The following is a 15196-nucleotide window of genomic DNA, read 5'->3' as shown; positions in this document are numbered from 1 at the left end:
GATCGTATCATAAATACGATCGATCTTGCGACGAAGTTCGACGCTTTGTGGGCATGGCTCTTCTTTTTTGATACAATAGACAGAACATTTACACGGATAAGGGGATCGAGATGGAATATATCAGCACTCGGGGCCAGGTGGCTCCCCTCGGCTTTATCGACGCGATTCTGATGGGACTGGCGGACGACGGCGGTCTGCTCGTACCCAAGGCTGTGCCGCATGTGGACGCCGCGACGCTGCAGGCATGGGGCAAGCTCTCCTACGCGGAGCTGGCGCTCGAGATCTTCACGCTGTATATCGGAGACGAGATTCCCCGCAGCGAGCTGCAACAGCTCGTCGAGGACAGCTACGGCACGTTCCGCGACGAGGACGTAACGCCCGTGCGGCGCATCAACAACGGTCTGTACGTGCTCGAGCTGTTCCACGGGCCGACCTTCGCCTTCAAGGATATCGCCCTGCAATTCCTGGGCAATCTGTACGCCTACGTCTCGAAGCAGACGAATTCGATCATCCACATCCTCGGCGCGACCTCCGGCGACACAGGCGCCTCCGCGATCGAGGGCGTACGCGGCAAAGAAGGCATCCGCATCTGCATTCTGCACCCGTCGGGCAAGGTGAGCAAGGTGCAGGAGCTGCAAATGACGACCGTAGACGACGCCAACGTGCTGAACCTGGCCGTGGACGGCACGTTCGACGACTGCCAGCGCATCATTAAGGAGCTGTTCGCAGACGTTGCGTTCAAGCACAAGTACCATCTGCGCGCCATCAACTCGATCAACATCGCGCGTATCCTGGCGCAGACCGTCTATTACTTCTACGCGTATCTCCAGCTCGCGCAGCAGGGACAGGGCGAGCGCATGAACTTCAGCGTGCCGACGGGCAACTTCGGCGACATCTTCGCAGGTTATCTGGCCAAGCGCATGGGCCTGCCGATCGGCAAGCTCATCCTCGCGACCAACGAGAACAACATTCTCGAGCGCTTCGTGAACGAAGGCGTTTACGAGCCGGGTGAATTCCGCGGGACGCACAGCCCGTCGATGGATATTCAGGTGGCAAGCAACTTCGAGCGCTATCTGTACTATTTGTACGGAGAGGATCCCGTCGAAGTGTCCCGTCTCATGGGGCAGTTCACGACCGAGGGCAGCATCATTATTCCGTCCGATCGGATTAGTCAAGTGCAAGCCGACTTCGCCGCCTACGGCGTCAAAAACGACGAATGCCTCGATACGATCGGCGACTACTTCGCCAAGTACGACTATCTCCTCGATCCGCATACGGCCTGCGGCGTCGCGGCGAGCGATCGCCTGACCGAAGACGGCGAGGTGACGGTCGCGCTCTCCACGGCCCACCCGGCCAAGTTCGACGAATCGATCCGCCTGCGCGGCATCGAACAGACGTATCCGGAGCAGATCGGCGCGCTCTTCGGCAAGGCGCAGCACCAGAAGCAGGTCGGCGGCTCGAACGCGGCGATCAAGGCCGAGCTGGAGCAGTTTTTCTAATAACAACATTGCGATTTGATCTAAAATAGCACGGCAAAAATGGACCCTTGGCGCTTCATCGAAGCGGCGGGGTTCATTTTTTATTCTCAGGAAGCGTTCAGCGAGGGTTCACGGGAGATTCAGACAAGCGGGCTATGATGTTATAAGAACGACAACAACATCAATCTTAGGAGGATCTACCATGATGAATCCGAAGAAGCATAAGAAACTCGCCATCACCTCGCTTGCCCTCGCCGTCGCCGTATTCGGCGGCGCCGTATTCGGCGGCGCCGTCTCCGTAGGCAGCGCGTTCGCCGCCACGACCAAGACGACCGGCACGACCGCGCAGACGCAAGCCGCGGCCTCGGCGACAACGCCAACCAAAGGCGGCGGACAGCACAGAGGCGGCGGCTTCCATGCCGGCTGGAGCAACGCAGACGTGGCCGCGCTGCTCAACCTGACCGAAGACGAGTTGAAGACGCAGCTCAAGGCCGGCAAGACGCTGTCGGACATCGCCGCCGCGCAGGGCGTCGACGCGCAGAAGGTGCAGGATTTGATTGTGTCGGCCATGACCAAGCAGCTGGACAGCCGGCTGGCGGACGGCAAGATCACGCAGGCGCAGTATGACGAGCAGAAGGCTACGCTCCCTGAGCGGGCCACCGAGGCGCTGACCAACGCTTTTTCCGGCAAGGGCGGCGGCAAAGGCGGTCATGGCGGACATGGCGGTGGGCACGGCGGTTTCGGCGGTCTCGATCTGAAGGACAACGCCGATATCGCCGCCCTGCTCGGGCTGACGACGGACGAGCTGTCGACGCAGCTCGAGGCCGGCAAGTCGCTCTCGAATCTGGCCGCCGATAAAGGCGTTGCCGTCGACACCGTCACCGCCAAAGTCGTCTCGCTGCTCACGACGGCGCTCGACCAGCGTCTCGCGGACGGCAAGATCACGCAGACGGAATACGACGCGCAAAAGGCCAAGCTTGCCGATGAGGCCGATCATATCGTGAGCCGTGCGTTCACCGGCCACGACGGCGGGCACGGCAAGGGCGGCAAGGCCCGGACGGACGCCGACGCATCAGGCTCCGATTCCGACGCCTCTTCCTCCCCATCCGCTGCGACCGAAGGCTGACCGACTTTCGTTTACAACAGCGCCCGCACATAGAGAAAGCCGCTCTCTCCGACAGCCGTCGGGAGGGCGGTTTTGACTTTATTAAACGTCGCTCCTTGCGCCTAAGCCTTACTTAACGGAGCCTTCATCGGCGAATGAGACGCTGACGCGGACCTGCACGTCCGACTGGCCGAATGCCTCGCCCCAGTTCTCCTTGACCTGCTTGAACGCCTTGTGGTGGTATGCCCTGGCGTAGATGCCGAAGCCGACAGGATCGACCTTTTTCTGCTGCAGCTTGGCGATCAATGCTTCGAACTTGTCGCGCAACTCTTCCGCGCAGGCGACCTCGGCCTCCTGCTGATGATCGTCCAGATCCAGCGAGGACAGCTTCTCCACGACGCTTGCCGAGACATGTACGTACACGGAATACTTGAACCGGCCTACCGCATACGCGGAATCGATTTTCACCTTGATCCGTTCGGTCGCGATGCTGATCCAATCGGACGCCGCCGCAGGCGATCCGGTCAGACTGGACGGAAGGTGCAGAGAAAAGCCGACGGACTGTCCGGCGTTCTTCTGCAGCACGCGCAGCAAGGTGGTCTCCGGCATGCTTAACGTGTCCACGTACTTGCCCTTATGATCGAGCAGCGACGTCCCGTCAATCATAGCATCCTGCTTGATCGACATCTGTGTCATAAAAGGCGTCTGTCCCTCTTCGTTCATCTGCCTGTGCAGCTCCTGCAGCGTCGTCGAGACCGATTCCGAACGATTGGAAGAGGATTTAATCATGCCCATCAGCATCAGAGGAAGAATGGGCTGGTTGGGCGAATGATAATAGTAAAGCTGGTCGAGCGGGCCGTCAAACACGATCACCCTCGGCGTAATCGGATTTCTGCCGTCCCTAAAATAAATGTCCATGTAACGAAACCAGTCGGGAACCTCCTGCACGAAGCGCTTCGATAGCGCGATAATCTTTATCTTCCTGCCGTTGAAGGAGCCTACCGTGAAGGCGTCCAGCTTCCCCCGCCCTTGACGCAGCGTATTGGTGACGACCTTCAATTCCTGGCTTTTTTTACTCTCGGTTTTGCTGAACACCGGTATTGACGTATAGTTGAGCATACGGTGGTCTTCCGTAATGTCGACGCCCGCGACGAGCGACAACGAAGCATCCTCCAGATCGACCCGGTCATAGCAGCCCGTCAGCGACCATACCAGCAGTATTGAAAACAGAAGGCGAGCAATTTTAACTTTTCTCACGACGGCCTCCGCCTGCCGCGAATGGCGCCGTATAGCAGCAGATAACCCAAGAACAGCACAGGCGCGGCATACTCGACCGCCATGCCGATTTTTCCGAGCCAGCTCCCCATTTCATAGGAAACATTAAAGCCGGGAACATAGAAGAAGGAGAATATCGCCGTTCCCGCTATCAAGATCCGCAGAAAAATCCGATTATCCGCGCGCCCGACCAGCCAGCTCAAGCAGAATGCGGACAGCTGAAAGGGCGGAATCCAGGACAAGGAAAAGATGAATAGATAAAGCACGATAAACAAGCCCTCCACCTGCTCCAAAAAAGGGAGTTCGACGGCTTTGAGCATATAAATGGAAAGCTGATTAATCTTCGGAAGCTCGCCCGGGCTGAAGAAAGAAAAGCTGAGCAGCGTGATGAATAAGTAGGCGAACAGCGTGATGAGCTGTGCGCAGCATACGCCGAGCACCGCCTTTTCTTTTTTTTTCAGAAAAGGGTACAAAAAGGCGGTTGCCCCGAAGCCGAGAAAATAAAAGAACGTGCTCGGCACGGCAGTGAGGACCGGCCGCCATCCGTCCGGCAAAACGGGCAGCAGATAGAGCCAATGCGTATGTCCCCACACAAGAACGAACACAAAAGGAATCCAAAGGGACAGTCCCATCGACACCTCTGCATACCGTCCGACGATGCGAATGCCCCCGCGGGCGACAATGTATGTGGGTATGAGCAGCATGATCAATGTCATATAAGCCGGCGTTTCCTGCAAAATACGGGCCTTGATGACGCGCGTCGAGTAGACGATGCCGGTATACGCAAAGTAAAGGTAATATGCGGATAGAAGAATCGCCGCTACCCACCCAGCCCACTTTCCCATGTATTTGGCGAGCAGATCGAGAATCGTCCCGTCGGGCATTTTCCTTATCGCCAGTACGGTGGCCAGATTCGCAACCGTGGTCACCACAGACCCGAGAATCAAGGTGATCCATCCGCTGTTCCCCGCTCCTTTGTAGAGGACCTGCGGAATCTCGATAAATCCGTAGCTGATCGCGATGCCGCTTATGATAAAAATAAACTGCATGGTCGTGATCTCGTTGAAGGCGTATTTCTTCATCATCCGTCTCCTTTCGGACGATTGTCTCCCTGCCTCCGGGTCTGTACCGGATGCGCGCCGAGCGGACGGCGCGTCAGCTTCCAGAGCGGGCTGCGCACGACGGTGTCCCGCCAATCGGAGAACCGCATCGGCGCGAAAGGCGTGCTGAACGGCGTACCGAGCGTCTCGAGAGAAATCATGTGGCTGACGAGGATCATCAAACCGATCAGCAGCCCGAATATGCCGAACATCGAAGCGGCCAGCATGAGAGAAAAGCGAATGATGCGAACCGCTGCCACCATATCCAGATTAGGCAGGATGAAGGAGGCGATCGCGGTAAACGCGACGACAATTACCATGATGTTGCTGATCAGCCCGGCCTGTACGATCGCCTGTCCGATGACGATACCGCCGACGATGCCGACGGTCTGCCCGATTGGCGCCGGCAGCCGGACGCCCGCTTCGCGGATCATCTCGAGCGTCAGCTCCATGAATGCAGCTTCGATGAAAGGGGCGAACGGTACGGTACCCCGGAACGTGCCGATCGTAATCAGAAGCTTAATCGGGATCAGCTCGAAGTTAAATGACGAGATCGCGATATAAAACGCCGGCAAGCTTAGCGAGATAAAAAACGCAAGAAAGCGGAGCATACGGATAAAGGTCGCAATGGACCAGCGTGTGCTGTAATCGTCGATATTTTGAAAGAAAGTGACAAAAGAAGCCGGCCCGATCAGTACGGTCGGGGAGCGGTCTACAAGCACGACGAACCGCCCTTGGGCAATCTGCGAGACGGCCGCGTCGGGGCGCTCGGTAATCATCAGCTGGGGAAAAGGCGAATACGGATTGTCCTCGATCAGCTCGGCCAGCTCGCCCGTATTGATGATGAGATCGATATCGAGCCGCCCGATCCGATCTTCGAGTTCACGCAAAATGTCCGGATTGGCGACGTCCTCCAGGTATGCAATCGACACTTGCGTATTTCCTCTGCGCCCGACATTGAAATTTTTAAATTTCAACTCCCGGTTCGGCAGATAGCGGCGGATCATCGCAATATTCTGTTCGATCGTCTCCACGAAGCCCATCTGCGCGCCCCGCAGCGAGGTCTCCATCTTCGGTTCGGTCGGATCCCGCTGGGGCCAACCGCCCGTGCGCATGACGATCGCCTCGTCCGAGCCCTCGACCAGCAGCACGCTGCTCCCTTTCAGCACCGCGACGGTCAGATCGTTCCAGCCATAGATGCGAAGCATGCGCCCGATCTCGATCGGAATTTCTCCGCTTGTTCCCGTCTGCATCAGAAGCGGCCTTAAGATACTGGTGTTGATATCGACTTTGTCGGTCAACCCGTCGATATAGATCAATGCGGCATCCTCGCCGGTCGCCCGGATGTTAAGCCGCCGTACCGTCAGATCCAGCGTATCCGGAAAAAGCCTGCTCAGCTTGTCCAGATTCGCGCGCAGATCGGTCGCAAACGGCTCGTCCGGCAGCGCTTGGCTCTTGGGACTTCCGCTTATCCGCTTTTCGTTCCGCTTGTGTTTGCCGCCGAACAGGGACAGCAGCCCCATCGCGCTCACCTCCACCGCAAATTCGATCCGCCGCCGCTTGTGTCCACGGTCTTCTAACAGGATAGGATATCCAGAAACAAGGAAAGTAGTCGGAATCGCAAAGCGATGGATGAGCGCTGAAAACCTGCGTGCATACGAAAAACCGCCGGATGCGCAAGACGCGCGCTCCGGCGGCAGGTAGACCGCTCGCTACTCGCTAGCCGTCAAGATATCGGAATCAGAATCGTGAACGCGGGATTCGGATCGTGCGAATCCTGATCCATCGGATACAGCTCGATATGCTTGAAATCCCCGCTGGCCGACTGATAGCCTTGCTTCTCGATCCATGCATAGACATGACTGTAGGACAGGCCGATCGACTGCCCTTTCTTGTGCTCGAATTTGGCGCAGGTCAGCGCGGGCACCTCGAGGCGGACCATGTCGCCCGGCACGGCGGCTTCTTCCGGCACCTCCACTGCGGCGTAGTGCAGGAAGCCTTCCTTAACCACGTGAGACGAAAGACCAAGCAAAGTATCGGGCTGCGTCAGCTTCGGGATCTCACCCAGCCGTCTTTTCAACTCGTCCTGCAGATCCCTGATCTCACCGGCCTCCGCACCCGCGAACGTCCCCTCCCACTTCAACCCGACGGCCTCGAAGGCAGGCAGCTCGTAGAGAACGACATCCCCCCAGGACACCTCCGTGTCAGCCGCGTGAACGGGTTCCTCCAGATCCAGATTCAGGTTCATCTGCTCGTGCTGCGACATGGAAACAGCTCCTTTGCGTTTATGGTGAGCATGCGCGCCTTCTCTCGGCCTGGCCGACGAATAGGCTTCGAAGACGCGTAACAGCTATCGTTCGTCTAATCCCTTAACCTGTAATCCCTTACCTGCAAATCGCGGTTTTGAACCCTGCTGGCTGCGGAAGGGGAAACCCCGGCTGGCTGCTGCTGGCTTGGTGCAATGGCCGCTGCCAGCAAGCGAGGAAAGCAGCGTTGCAGCGATGCCTGCTCTCTCTTATGCACGGAAAGCAACGCTGCAGCGCGCTCATTGCGACGGCGAGCCGCCGCAAGCGAGAAAAGCGCCGCTACACAGTGCTGCCTGCCGACTCTATGCGCGGAAAGCAACGCTGCAGCATTCTCCCCCGCCCGAGTCCTCCTCCTCCACCTTCCTGTGCGAAGGGGATATCGTTCAAACGAGCTAGAGACGCTGCTTCCTGTGCGAAGGGGATATCGTTCAAACGCGTAAAACCACTGCTTCCTGCGCGAAGGGGATATCGTTCAAACGGCTCACACCCCCGCATCCAGCCCCCTCTAACTCCCCACTCCCGCCGAGCCGAGTCCGCCAAAACAACATAAAAAAAGCAACCGGTCGCCGGTTGCCTTTCTATCTATCTATCTATATGCCAGCCATCAAGTTAGCCGAGAAAGTGCTGCTTGAAAAATTCCAGCTGGTATTCCATGCTGAGCGGATCGTTGAAGTAGAATGTCTTGGCATCGGCCTCGAACACATGCTGATTTTGCACGGCCTTCGTGTTTTTGTAAGTTTCCGTATTTTGGAACGAGCTGTCTTCGTCGGCATTTTTGCTGAAGATCACATAATCGCCGAAGTAATCGTTCAGCACTTCCGTGGACAGCGCGAGGAAGCCGTCGGCCTTGGTCCCTTCCTGGACCTTCTCGGGCATTTTGAGCCCGAATTGGTTGTAGAGGAGCTCCGTTCCGCGACCGAAGTTGTAGCCGTAGACATAGAGCTGCTTGTTGAAGGTTTCGATAACCGATACCGTTGCGTCCGCACCAATCTTCGCCTTGATTTCTTCACCTGCCTGCTTGGTACGGGCATCGAAGTCGTCCGCCCACGCTTGAGCCTCTTTTTCCTTGTTCAGAAGCTTGCCGATCTCGACCTGCTGCTTGAAGAAATCAAGCTTGCCGTAGGTAAAGATGATCGTAGGCGCGATTTGCTTGAACTTATCGATGTTCTTGTTGTCAGCTTCGCCAATGATCAGGTCGGGATTGAGCTCGATAATCTTCTCGACATTCTCGTCGCTGATCGTCTCGGCGCCGGACAGCTTGTCTTTGAAATTCGGATTTTCCTTGGACATCTCGTCCACGCCTACGAGCGGTACGCCCAGTGCCATGACATTGCCGGTCAAGAAGCGGGTGAGCACGACGACGCGCTGCGGATTCGCCGGCACTTCGACAGGGCCGCTCTCGGATTGATAAGTAAAGGTGCCGTTGCCCGAAACCGCGGAGGCCGACGGAGATGCAGCGTCCGAGGACGAGGCCGCAGACGCGGAAGCCGGGGCGGAAGAGCTCCCGGATGCGTTATTGTTGTTGGCATTGCCGCCGCATGCGCTTAAAAACAGCACGAGGATGAGAACGAACGGAACCGCAAACTTTTTCATGTAATGACTCTCTCCCTTTTCTATGTCTGAAATGATTTGATTATGAAAATCATTCTCATCATCATAGCCTCATTATAGGGAGCGCTCTAGCGCTGAGCCATGCCTTTTTGTTGGGAAATGAGCTTGTACTATTGGTCGTTCACAAACAATGCAAGCGCGCGCCGCAGCTGCAGGCGGATGGATACCGGATTATACGGGATCCACTCGCTGTGGTCGAGCTCATGGACGCGACCCGCTTGGACTGCGGCTAGCCCTTGCCAGTCTACAGACCGGAATACCGCTTCAGAGTGTGCGGTGGAGCCCCGTACATCGGGGAATACGATCGTGAGAATCCGATCGCCTGCATAGTCCGCAAGCTCCCATGTCCGGATCGGAACGGAGTGGAATTGATCGCCGAGTCTCCCGATCTCGCGTGCGATCCTGTCAGGCGGCCGAAGTCCGAGCGATTGATAGAGGACGTATCCCGCGTTGCGCGCCCCGTAGACGAACAAATGCTCAGGCTTGACGACCACGATCGTGATGATCTCATCCGCTGCCGTGCTGCGGCTTACGATTGCGCGAGCCGCCTGCTCTTCCTTTTCAAAATCGGCCAACCATTGCTCCGCGCGCTCGTTCCGCTGGACGAAGCGGGCGATCAGGCGCAAGTGCGCCTGCCAGCCGAACTCCATCCACGGAATCTCCGCGATCGGCGCTACGACGCGCAGATGATCGGGCGATAGCCCGCACTGCTGCAGATGCAAATTCGCCGCGATGACCAGCTCGACGCGGTTGGCCAGCAATGCCGCTTTGATCTCCTCTGCGGATGAGGCGGCGTCGACGATCGTCATCGTCCTGCGCTCCAGCGGATCGGAGGTGCTTAGGTATTCGCCGCTGTCCGAGACGAGGACGGCCGGGTCCAGTCCCAATGTCTGCAAATGTACCGAATACGGCGTGAGCCAGACGGCTACGCGTCCGAACGATTCGCGTCCGTAATCCGACGGCGGCGCGCCCGTCTGCTGCTTGAAGCGGCGGCTCAGGTAAAATTCATCCTTGTAGCCGACCTTCAGCGCGATCTCCCTAAGCGTGCCAGTCCCCCCGAGCAGCAGCTCCTTGGCTCTGTGCACACGCAAGCGCGATAGATAATCGCTGAGCGAGAATCCCGTTCGTTGCTTGAACAGCATCGAATAGTGGGATGCGCTCACGCCGGCGATCTCGGCGAGAGACTCGCGCGTTATTTTGTCTCTATAATGCATCTCCAGATAGGCGACACTGCGCGACATGGAGGGCTGCTCGCCCGCCGCATGCGCGGCCTCTTGACGCTCCAACAGCCGCAGGATGATCTGGTGAAGCAGAATCTGGTTGCGGACATGCTGGGTCTCGCTTCCCGGCGACCGGTGGACGTAGAGCTCTTCGGCCTGCGCCGCGATGTCGGGCTCGTACAGGAGATATTGAACGGTCGCCCCCGAGACGGCTTCGCTTTTCCTCATCGCCGCGCCTGCGCGCGCCGCCCCCGCCGGTTCGCGGGTGCCGATCGCCAGCTTGTACGCATGCAGCGGGTATGCGGGATCGGCAACGAGCTCGGCCGCCGCGTTCGCGGGCAGCAGGACGACGCTGCCCTCCGCAAGCTCGTAGCTGCCTTCGCCCGACCGCAGAACGCCGCTGCCTCCGGCGATCGCGATCAGCACGGGCAGGCGCTCGTTCATTTTGTACGCCGGCGTATTCGAGGTGCTGTACAACGAATGTATGGTGTCGACTGTATATAAAAGAAAGCGGGACTCCTCCCACTCCGAGCCAACGACATGATCCACGACCGGTCCCCCGTTACGCATCCGAATGACGTTTATCCCTCTATTATAGTCTACCGAAGAACGGAGCTATCGATTCAGCACATAAAAAAAACACCGCATGGGGATCCATGCGATGCCTTTGTCAGCCTCTACTTCGCTTCAACGAAGAAATCCGCCCATTGCATAGAGACGAGACCGCTCCCTGGGAAAGGAATTTTGGCTGGGCTATTGATTGCGATCCAATAAGAGCCCGCTTCCTTGAGCGTAATCGTGCCGCTGAAGGCGCCGTTCTTGATCGCGATATCCTGCTTGCTCACCGTTTCGTAAACTTGATGAGCGAACCCCGTTCCTTGCGGCGAATATTTTTGAATGACGACCGTCACCTTGTCAAAGCCGAGATTGTGCGGATCGCTGACCTTGCCGGCTACGGCGATCGGCGTCCCTGCCTTCGCCTCCACGAAGCCCGACGCCGGTGCCTCGACTGCCAGGTAGTTCTGCGCTTCCTCCGTGAGGTTAACCGGTACCGCGCTTGGATCGTCGACATGCCGGACAACCTTGAATTCCGCGCCGCTTGCTCCGGCAGGGGCCGCCTGCAATATGTTGATGCCCGGATGCAGTTGCGCGGTGAAACGGATGCGGTTGTACAGATTGCCGTCGATCTCGATATCCTTGGCGATGACCTGGCTGCCGTCCGTTCCTCCCGACCAGGACCCCGCGCCCGTCGATGCCATCAGCTGCGGCGCATATAGCTCCTTGCGATACAGCACGGTGAACGTCGTCTCCGCTTCGTTCGTCTCCCAGGAATCCCGAATGAGCTGCGCGAGCTTCTCGCTCCATTTCCAGACAACCTGGCCGTCCGCAGTCACTGCCGATAGACCAAGCCAGGTCAGCGCCTTGACCGGCACATAAGCGACGCCGTTCGCAATAAACGGCTTGGGCGCAGTGTAGTAATCGGATAGCATATTCCCTTCGCCGTCGTACAAGCGGTCCGAACCCATGCGAAAGTTAAGCTCCGTCAGGCCCGGATTAATCTTGGCGTTCGCCGTCACATGCACCTGCTTCTTCTTGGGATCCCAGGAAATGGCCGAGACCGCGCCGGATTGGCTGAGCGTGCGCAGCGCCACGTAGACGCGGCCATCCTTCAGGATCGGCTTCACTGTCGCGACCGCCCTGCCGTCGAGCGTCGCGCCCGAGCCGTCCAGACGGATTTTCATCTCGTGCCGTAGCAGATCGAGTCTGGCGACATCCGGTGCAGGGTCGACGATGAGGACCGGCGTGTCTTCACTCGCAGCCTGCGCACCCGCGTCCGCTGCCGATACCGTCGGGATCGCGCTCACCGTTAATACAGCGAATGCCGCTGTTAACGCCAGCCAACTTCTTTTTGCGAAAATGGACATGATTGCTCCTCCTCGTGCACTAATTTCTTTTCTATGCATTCGTCTCGCCGGTCGGATGAATGTGCATGCTATCGACTATAAGGACGAGAAGCGCTGGTTAAAGTTGCAAGATTTTAGGTGCAAATGGGCGTTGTACGGCAAAGGACCGCTCGGCATCATCATTCGCCGACGCGGTCCTTTGTTTTTCGCCTGGGCTGCGAGTGCATCTCCATTACGTTTTAACGGTATCCCCTTCAATCCGGAATCAGCCTCAGAAATCAGCCTTCCTGAGCGAACGGGATATCCTTCAAACGCCCGAATCTGCCTTCCGTCGCTACTCCCCTTCGCTCAATATCGCTTGCACACGACCAACCTGACCATCCTGAAGCCTCACCTTAATGCCATGTGGATGCGTGGCCGAGTTGGTCAGCAGATCCTTCACGACACCACGAGTCAGCTTGCCCGTGCGCTGATCCTGCTTCAATACGATATCCACCGTCAGTCCGAGCTTAACGTCGCTGCGGTTCCGCCCGCTTCCTGCCATATACGCTCAATCCTTCCTGTGCCGAGCCTGATTCGCCGCATGGCCTGACTTGGCAGACTTACCAGCCTTTCCAAGTCTTTTCTGGCGCTTTCATCATATCAATACTGCGGGCCCGGTGCATCTTAACGGATACGAAGTGGTATATGAACCACTCAAATGATACAATGTGTATCTAAAGGAGGCGCTCTGTATGATGCTGACTGCCCGCGGCAGCGTGCGGAACCGGTATCTGCTCTTGATTCTGTCCGTATTCGATGCGCTGGCGACGGATTGCGGTATTCGGTTGCAGTTGATTCAGGAAGCGAATCCGATCGCGAAGGCGTTGTACGAATCCAACGTCGTCCTTTTCTACGGCTACAAGACCCTCCTGCCGCTTCTCCTGCTGTTCCTGCTCCGTCATGCGCCCGATCGCCCGATCGTTCGCCTCGGGACCGCGATCGCTACTGCTCTGTACGCCTTCGTTGCATGCTATCACGTCATCTGGATCGCGTTCGCTGCGGCGACTCCCTGACCGTGATGCACGCGAAAACAAGCACGCCGTGTATTGCGGCTGCGACGCTCAAGCGATACGATACTAGCAGAGCAGGGAGGCGATATCGCGGTGCATGAGCAGCCCATAAGAGTTTATAACACCGCCGTCGAGGCCACCCTCGAAGTCATCGGCGGCAAGTGGAAGCCGGTCATCCTTTTCTATCTCACCTTCGGCAAGCGGCGCAACGGCGAGTTAATGCGGCTTATCCCTTCGATTACGCAAAAGGTGTTATCGCAGCAACTATCCGAATTGGTCGATGACGGCATCGTTTCGCGCATCGTTTACAACCAGGTGCCGCCGAAGGTCGAATATGAGCTGACGCCTTACGGCCGGAGCTTGAGAGATTTGCTTCATCTCATGTGTAAATGGGGCGACGCGCATATTGAGCGGTCCTACGGCGACCGCGGGCGCGTATTGTTCGAGCCGCCGCAGGACGCCGATTGAACGAATGAAGCCGGCCCAGCCGATAACGGCGGAGCCGGCTTCATTTTGCATACGCATCAAGGGATGACCTTGCGCAGGCGCAAGTCCTCGAAGATCTCCATGAACATCTCTTCGGTGTCTATGAACTCATGAAATCCGAAGCGACGCGCCTTGGTGCCGTCTGCAAAGAAATCGTAATCCCACGAAAAAACGAAATCCCCGAAACGCCAGGAAGAGACATCGTCGTAGCTATTCGGCGCAAGGCCGTATTTCTTGACCATCGCGTCCCACAGCAGCGCCTTGTCCGCCATCACGGTTTCAAGAGACATCTGAAGCGGAGGCGCGGTCTCGAGCCCGAAGTTCGCCGCAATCTTCGGCCATAGCTCATTCCAGCGGAAAAGGTCGCCGTTCGTGATGTTGAAGGCCTGGTTTGCACAGCGTGGATCGGTCGCCGCCCATACCGTCGCCCGGGCCAGCAGACCGGCGTCGGTCATCTCCAGCAGGCTGTCGTAGGCGCCCGGCTTGCCCGGGAAGCGCAGCGGCAGCCCCAGTTCCTTGGATATCGCGGCATAGACCGCGATGACCATCGCGAGGTTCATCGGGTTGCCGGTCGCATAGCCGGCCACGACGGAGGGTCGCAGCGCGGACCACGTCCACGTAGAGCCAGGCTGCCTCCGCTCGAGGAACTGTTGCTGATCCACATTGAACTCCGGCGGCATATGACCGGCATCGGTCTCGCGGGCGGGCGTCTTGAACGGACCGAGGTGTGCGCCGTAGACCTTGTAACCCTGCATCAAGCTGATATGCTGAAGATTAGGCGCGATCGGTTCAACGGCATCTACAGCATGGACGAGCATCGCCAGATTCGGCTGAACGAGCTCGGCCCAGGTCGGACGATCCTGATAGGCTGCATAAAAAATATGCGTGATCCCGGTCAGCGCACCCAGCTTGTCGCGGGTATCCTCCTCATCCAACAGATCCGCCGCCACGTACCGGATACGAGCGGTATTTTCGCCGCCGCGCCTCGATACGCCAACGATGTCCCATTCGGGCAGCATCGCCAGATAATCGATCAGGTTCCGTCCGATCACGCCGTTCGCGCCGATCACCAATGCCGTTTTGCTGACTTCCGTATTCGTTCGACTCATGCTCATCTTCCTCCTCGCTTCGGTTGAACCCATTGTGCAGCAGAGGAGGAGAAGTGAACAGTACGCACCTTGAAGTCATCTAGTTACTTCAAAGTAATAAATGCACCGCGGCGGCGTCTAAGCGCTACTCTGCCGCACCTACGTCATGCTGTCCGATGATCAGCGTAATCGGTTCCAAATATGCGCGCAGCGCATTCTTCTCGCCCGTCGTATCGACTTCGATATCGACGACTTTGCTGCTGACCGTGCGTTCTTCCCGGCGGTCGTATACGACCGCGAATTCTCTCAGCCCGAGCGGGTACGTGACGACCGACCAGCCGATCGCGAGCGATCCCGGCACATCCACCGCATGCGAAAAGTCGACGCGCGTCAACAATTCCTCGTTCATATCTACGATCGTCACCTGCTGCAAAATTTCCGTTTTCATCTTGTTATCCCCTTTTGCGAAAAATAGAAAAATATATTCATAGCGCCCGCGGCGCAGACAAAAAGCGTCCTATGGCATATATCGGCGTTTGCCTAGTATATTTGTGAGTCCTTCAATCGTTCG

Annotated in this window: 14 protein-coding genes; 4 read left to right on the top strand and 10 right to left on the bottom strand. The window is 57.6% G+C overall.

From position 1 onward, the window contains the following. The first annotated feature begins 110 nt into the window (after window positions 1-110). Complete coding sequence (gene thrC, locus ACFSR7_RS15990; protein WP_378163192.1) at window positions 111-1499, top strand: threonine synthase; 1389 nt, start codon at window positions 111-113, stop codon at window positions 1497-1499. Window positions 1500-1680: 181 nt separating this feature from the next. Continuing rightward, window positions 1681-2604 carry an SHOCT domain-containing protein gene (locus ACFSR7_RS15985; RefSeq protein ID WP_378163191.1) on the top strand — a complete coding sequence of 308 codons (924 nt, stop codon included), beginning with the start codon at window positions 1681-1683 and terminating at the stop codon, window positions 2602-2604. Window positions 2605-2712: 108 nt separating this feature from the next. Here the strand turns inward: ACFSR7_RS15985 and ACFSR7_RS15980 are convergent, their stop codons facing one another. The 8 genes from ACFSR7_RS15980 to ACFSR7_RS15945 form a co-directional block, all read right to left on the bottom strand. Then, window positions 2713-3840, bottom strand: a complete 1128-nt coding sequence (locus ACFSR7_RS15980) for a Ger(x)C family spore germination protein (RefSeq protein WP_378163189.1) — start codon at window positions 3838-3840, stop codon at window positions 2713-2715. Next, complete coding sequence (locus ACFSR7_RS15975) at window positions 3837-4940, bottom strand: GerAB/ArcD/ProY family transporter (RefSeq protein WP_378163187.1); 1104 nt, start codon at window positions 4938-4940, stop codon at window positions 3837-3839. The genes ACFSR7_RS15980 and ACFSR7_RS15975 overlap by 4 nt, the downstream gene beginning before the upstream one ends. Then, complete coding sequence (locus tag ACFSR7_RS15970; RefSeq protein WP_378163185.1) at window positions 4940-6481, bottom strand: spore germination protein; 1542 nt, start codon at window positions 6479-6481, stop codon at window positions 4940-4942. The genes ACFSR7_RS15975 and ACFSR7_RS15970 overlap by 1 nt, the downstream gene beginning before the upstream one ends. Window positions 6482-6684: 203 nt before the next feature. Then, a complete protein-coding gene (locus tag ACFSR7_RS15965; protein ID WP_378163183.1) occupies window positions 6685-7224 on the bottom strand; it encodes a GyrI-like domain-containing protein in 540 nt (179 codons plus the stop codon). Between the two features lie 649 nt (window positions 7225-7873). Then, window positions 7874-8857, bottom strand: coding sequence for an iron-hydroxamate ABC transporter substrate-binding protein (locus tag ACFSR7_RS15960; RefSeq protein WP_378163181.1), 984 nt, complete (start codon window positions 8855-8857; stop codon window positions 7874-7876). Between the two features lie 128 nt (window positions 8858-8985). Further along, complete coding sequence (locus ACFSR7_RS15955; RefSeq protein ID WP_378163179.1) at window positions 8986-10644, bottom strand: helix-turn-helix domain-containing protein; 1659 nt, start codon at window positions 10642-10644, stop codon at window positions 8986-8988. Window positions 10645-10772: 128 nt separating this feature from the next. Then, window positions 10773-12020 (bottom strand): stalk domain-containing protein, encoded by a 1248-nt coding sequence (locus ACFSR7_RS15950; RefSeq protein WP_378163177.1) that lies wholly within the window; start codon window positions 12018-12020, stop codon window positions 10773-10775. 313 nt (window positions 12021-12333) lie between these two features. Beyond that, the gene (locus tag ACFSR7_RS15945) at window positions 12334-12543 is read right to left on the bottom strand and encodes a YwbE family protein (protein WP_378163175.1); all 210 of its coding nucleotides are present in this window, start codon (window positions 12541-12543) and stop codon (window positions 12334-12336) included. A 190-nt stretch (window positions 12544-12733) separates the two neighbouring features. On the opposite strand from ACFSR7_RS15945, the gene ACFSR7_RS15940 reads away from it, so the two are divergent. Then, window positions 12734-13054, top strand: a complete 321-nt coding sequence (locus ACFSR7_RS15940) for a DUF5658 family protein (RefSeq protein WP_378163173.1) — start codon at window positions 12734-12736, stop codon at window positions 13052-13054. A 90-nt stretch (window positions 13055-13144) separates the two neighbouring features. Beyond that, a complete protein-coding gene (locus ACFSR7_RS15935) occupies window positions 13145-13519 on the top strand; it encodes a winged helix-turn-helix transcriptional regulator (protein ID WP_378163171.1) in 375 nt (124 codons plus the stop codon). 56 nt (window positions 13520-13575) lie between these two features. Here ACFSR7_RS15935 and ACFSR7_RS15930 read toward each other — a convergent pair whose 3' ends face one another. Together ACFSR7_RS15930 and ACFSR7_RS15925 are read right to left on the bottom strand one after the other, a co-directional pair. Next, window positions 13576-14646, bottom strand: coding sequence for an SDR family oxidoreductase (locus ACFSR7_RS15930; RefSeq protein WP_378163169.1), 1071 nt, complete (start codon window positions 14644-14646; stop codon window positions 13576-13578). 124 nt (window positions 14647-14770) lie between these two features. Beyond that, the gene (locus ACFSR7_RS15925) at window positions 14771-15073 is read right to left on the bottom strand and encodes a hypothetical protein (protein ID WP_378163167.1); all 303 of its coding nucleotides are present in this window, start codon (window positions 15071-15073) and stop codon (window positions 14771-14773) included. Window positions 15074-15196: the final 123 nt, after the last annotated feature.

This window comes from Cohnella sp. GCM10020058 (assembly GCF_042683485.1).
Classification (GTDB): Bacteria; Bacillota; Bacilli; order Paenibacillales; family Paenibacillaceae; genus Cohnella.
This window is presented reverse-complemented; position numbering and strand designations above follow the sequence as displayed.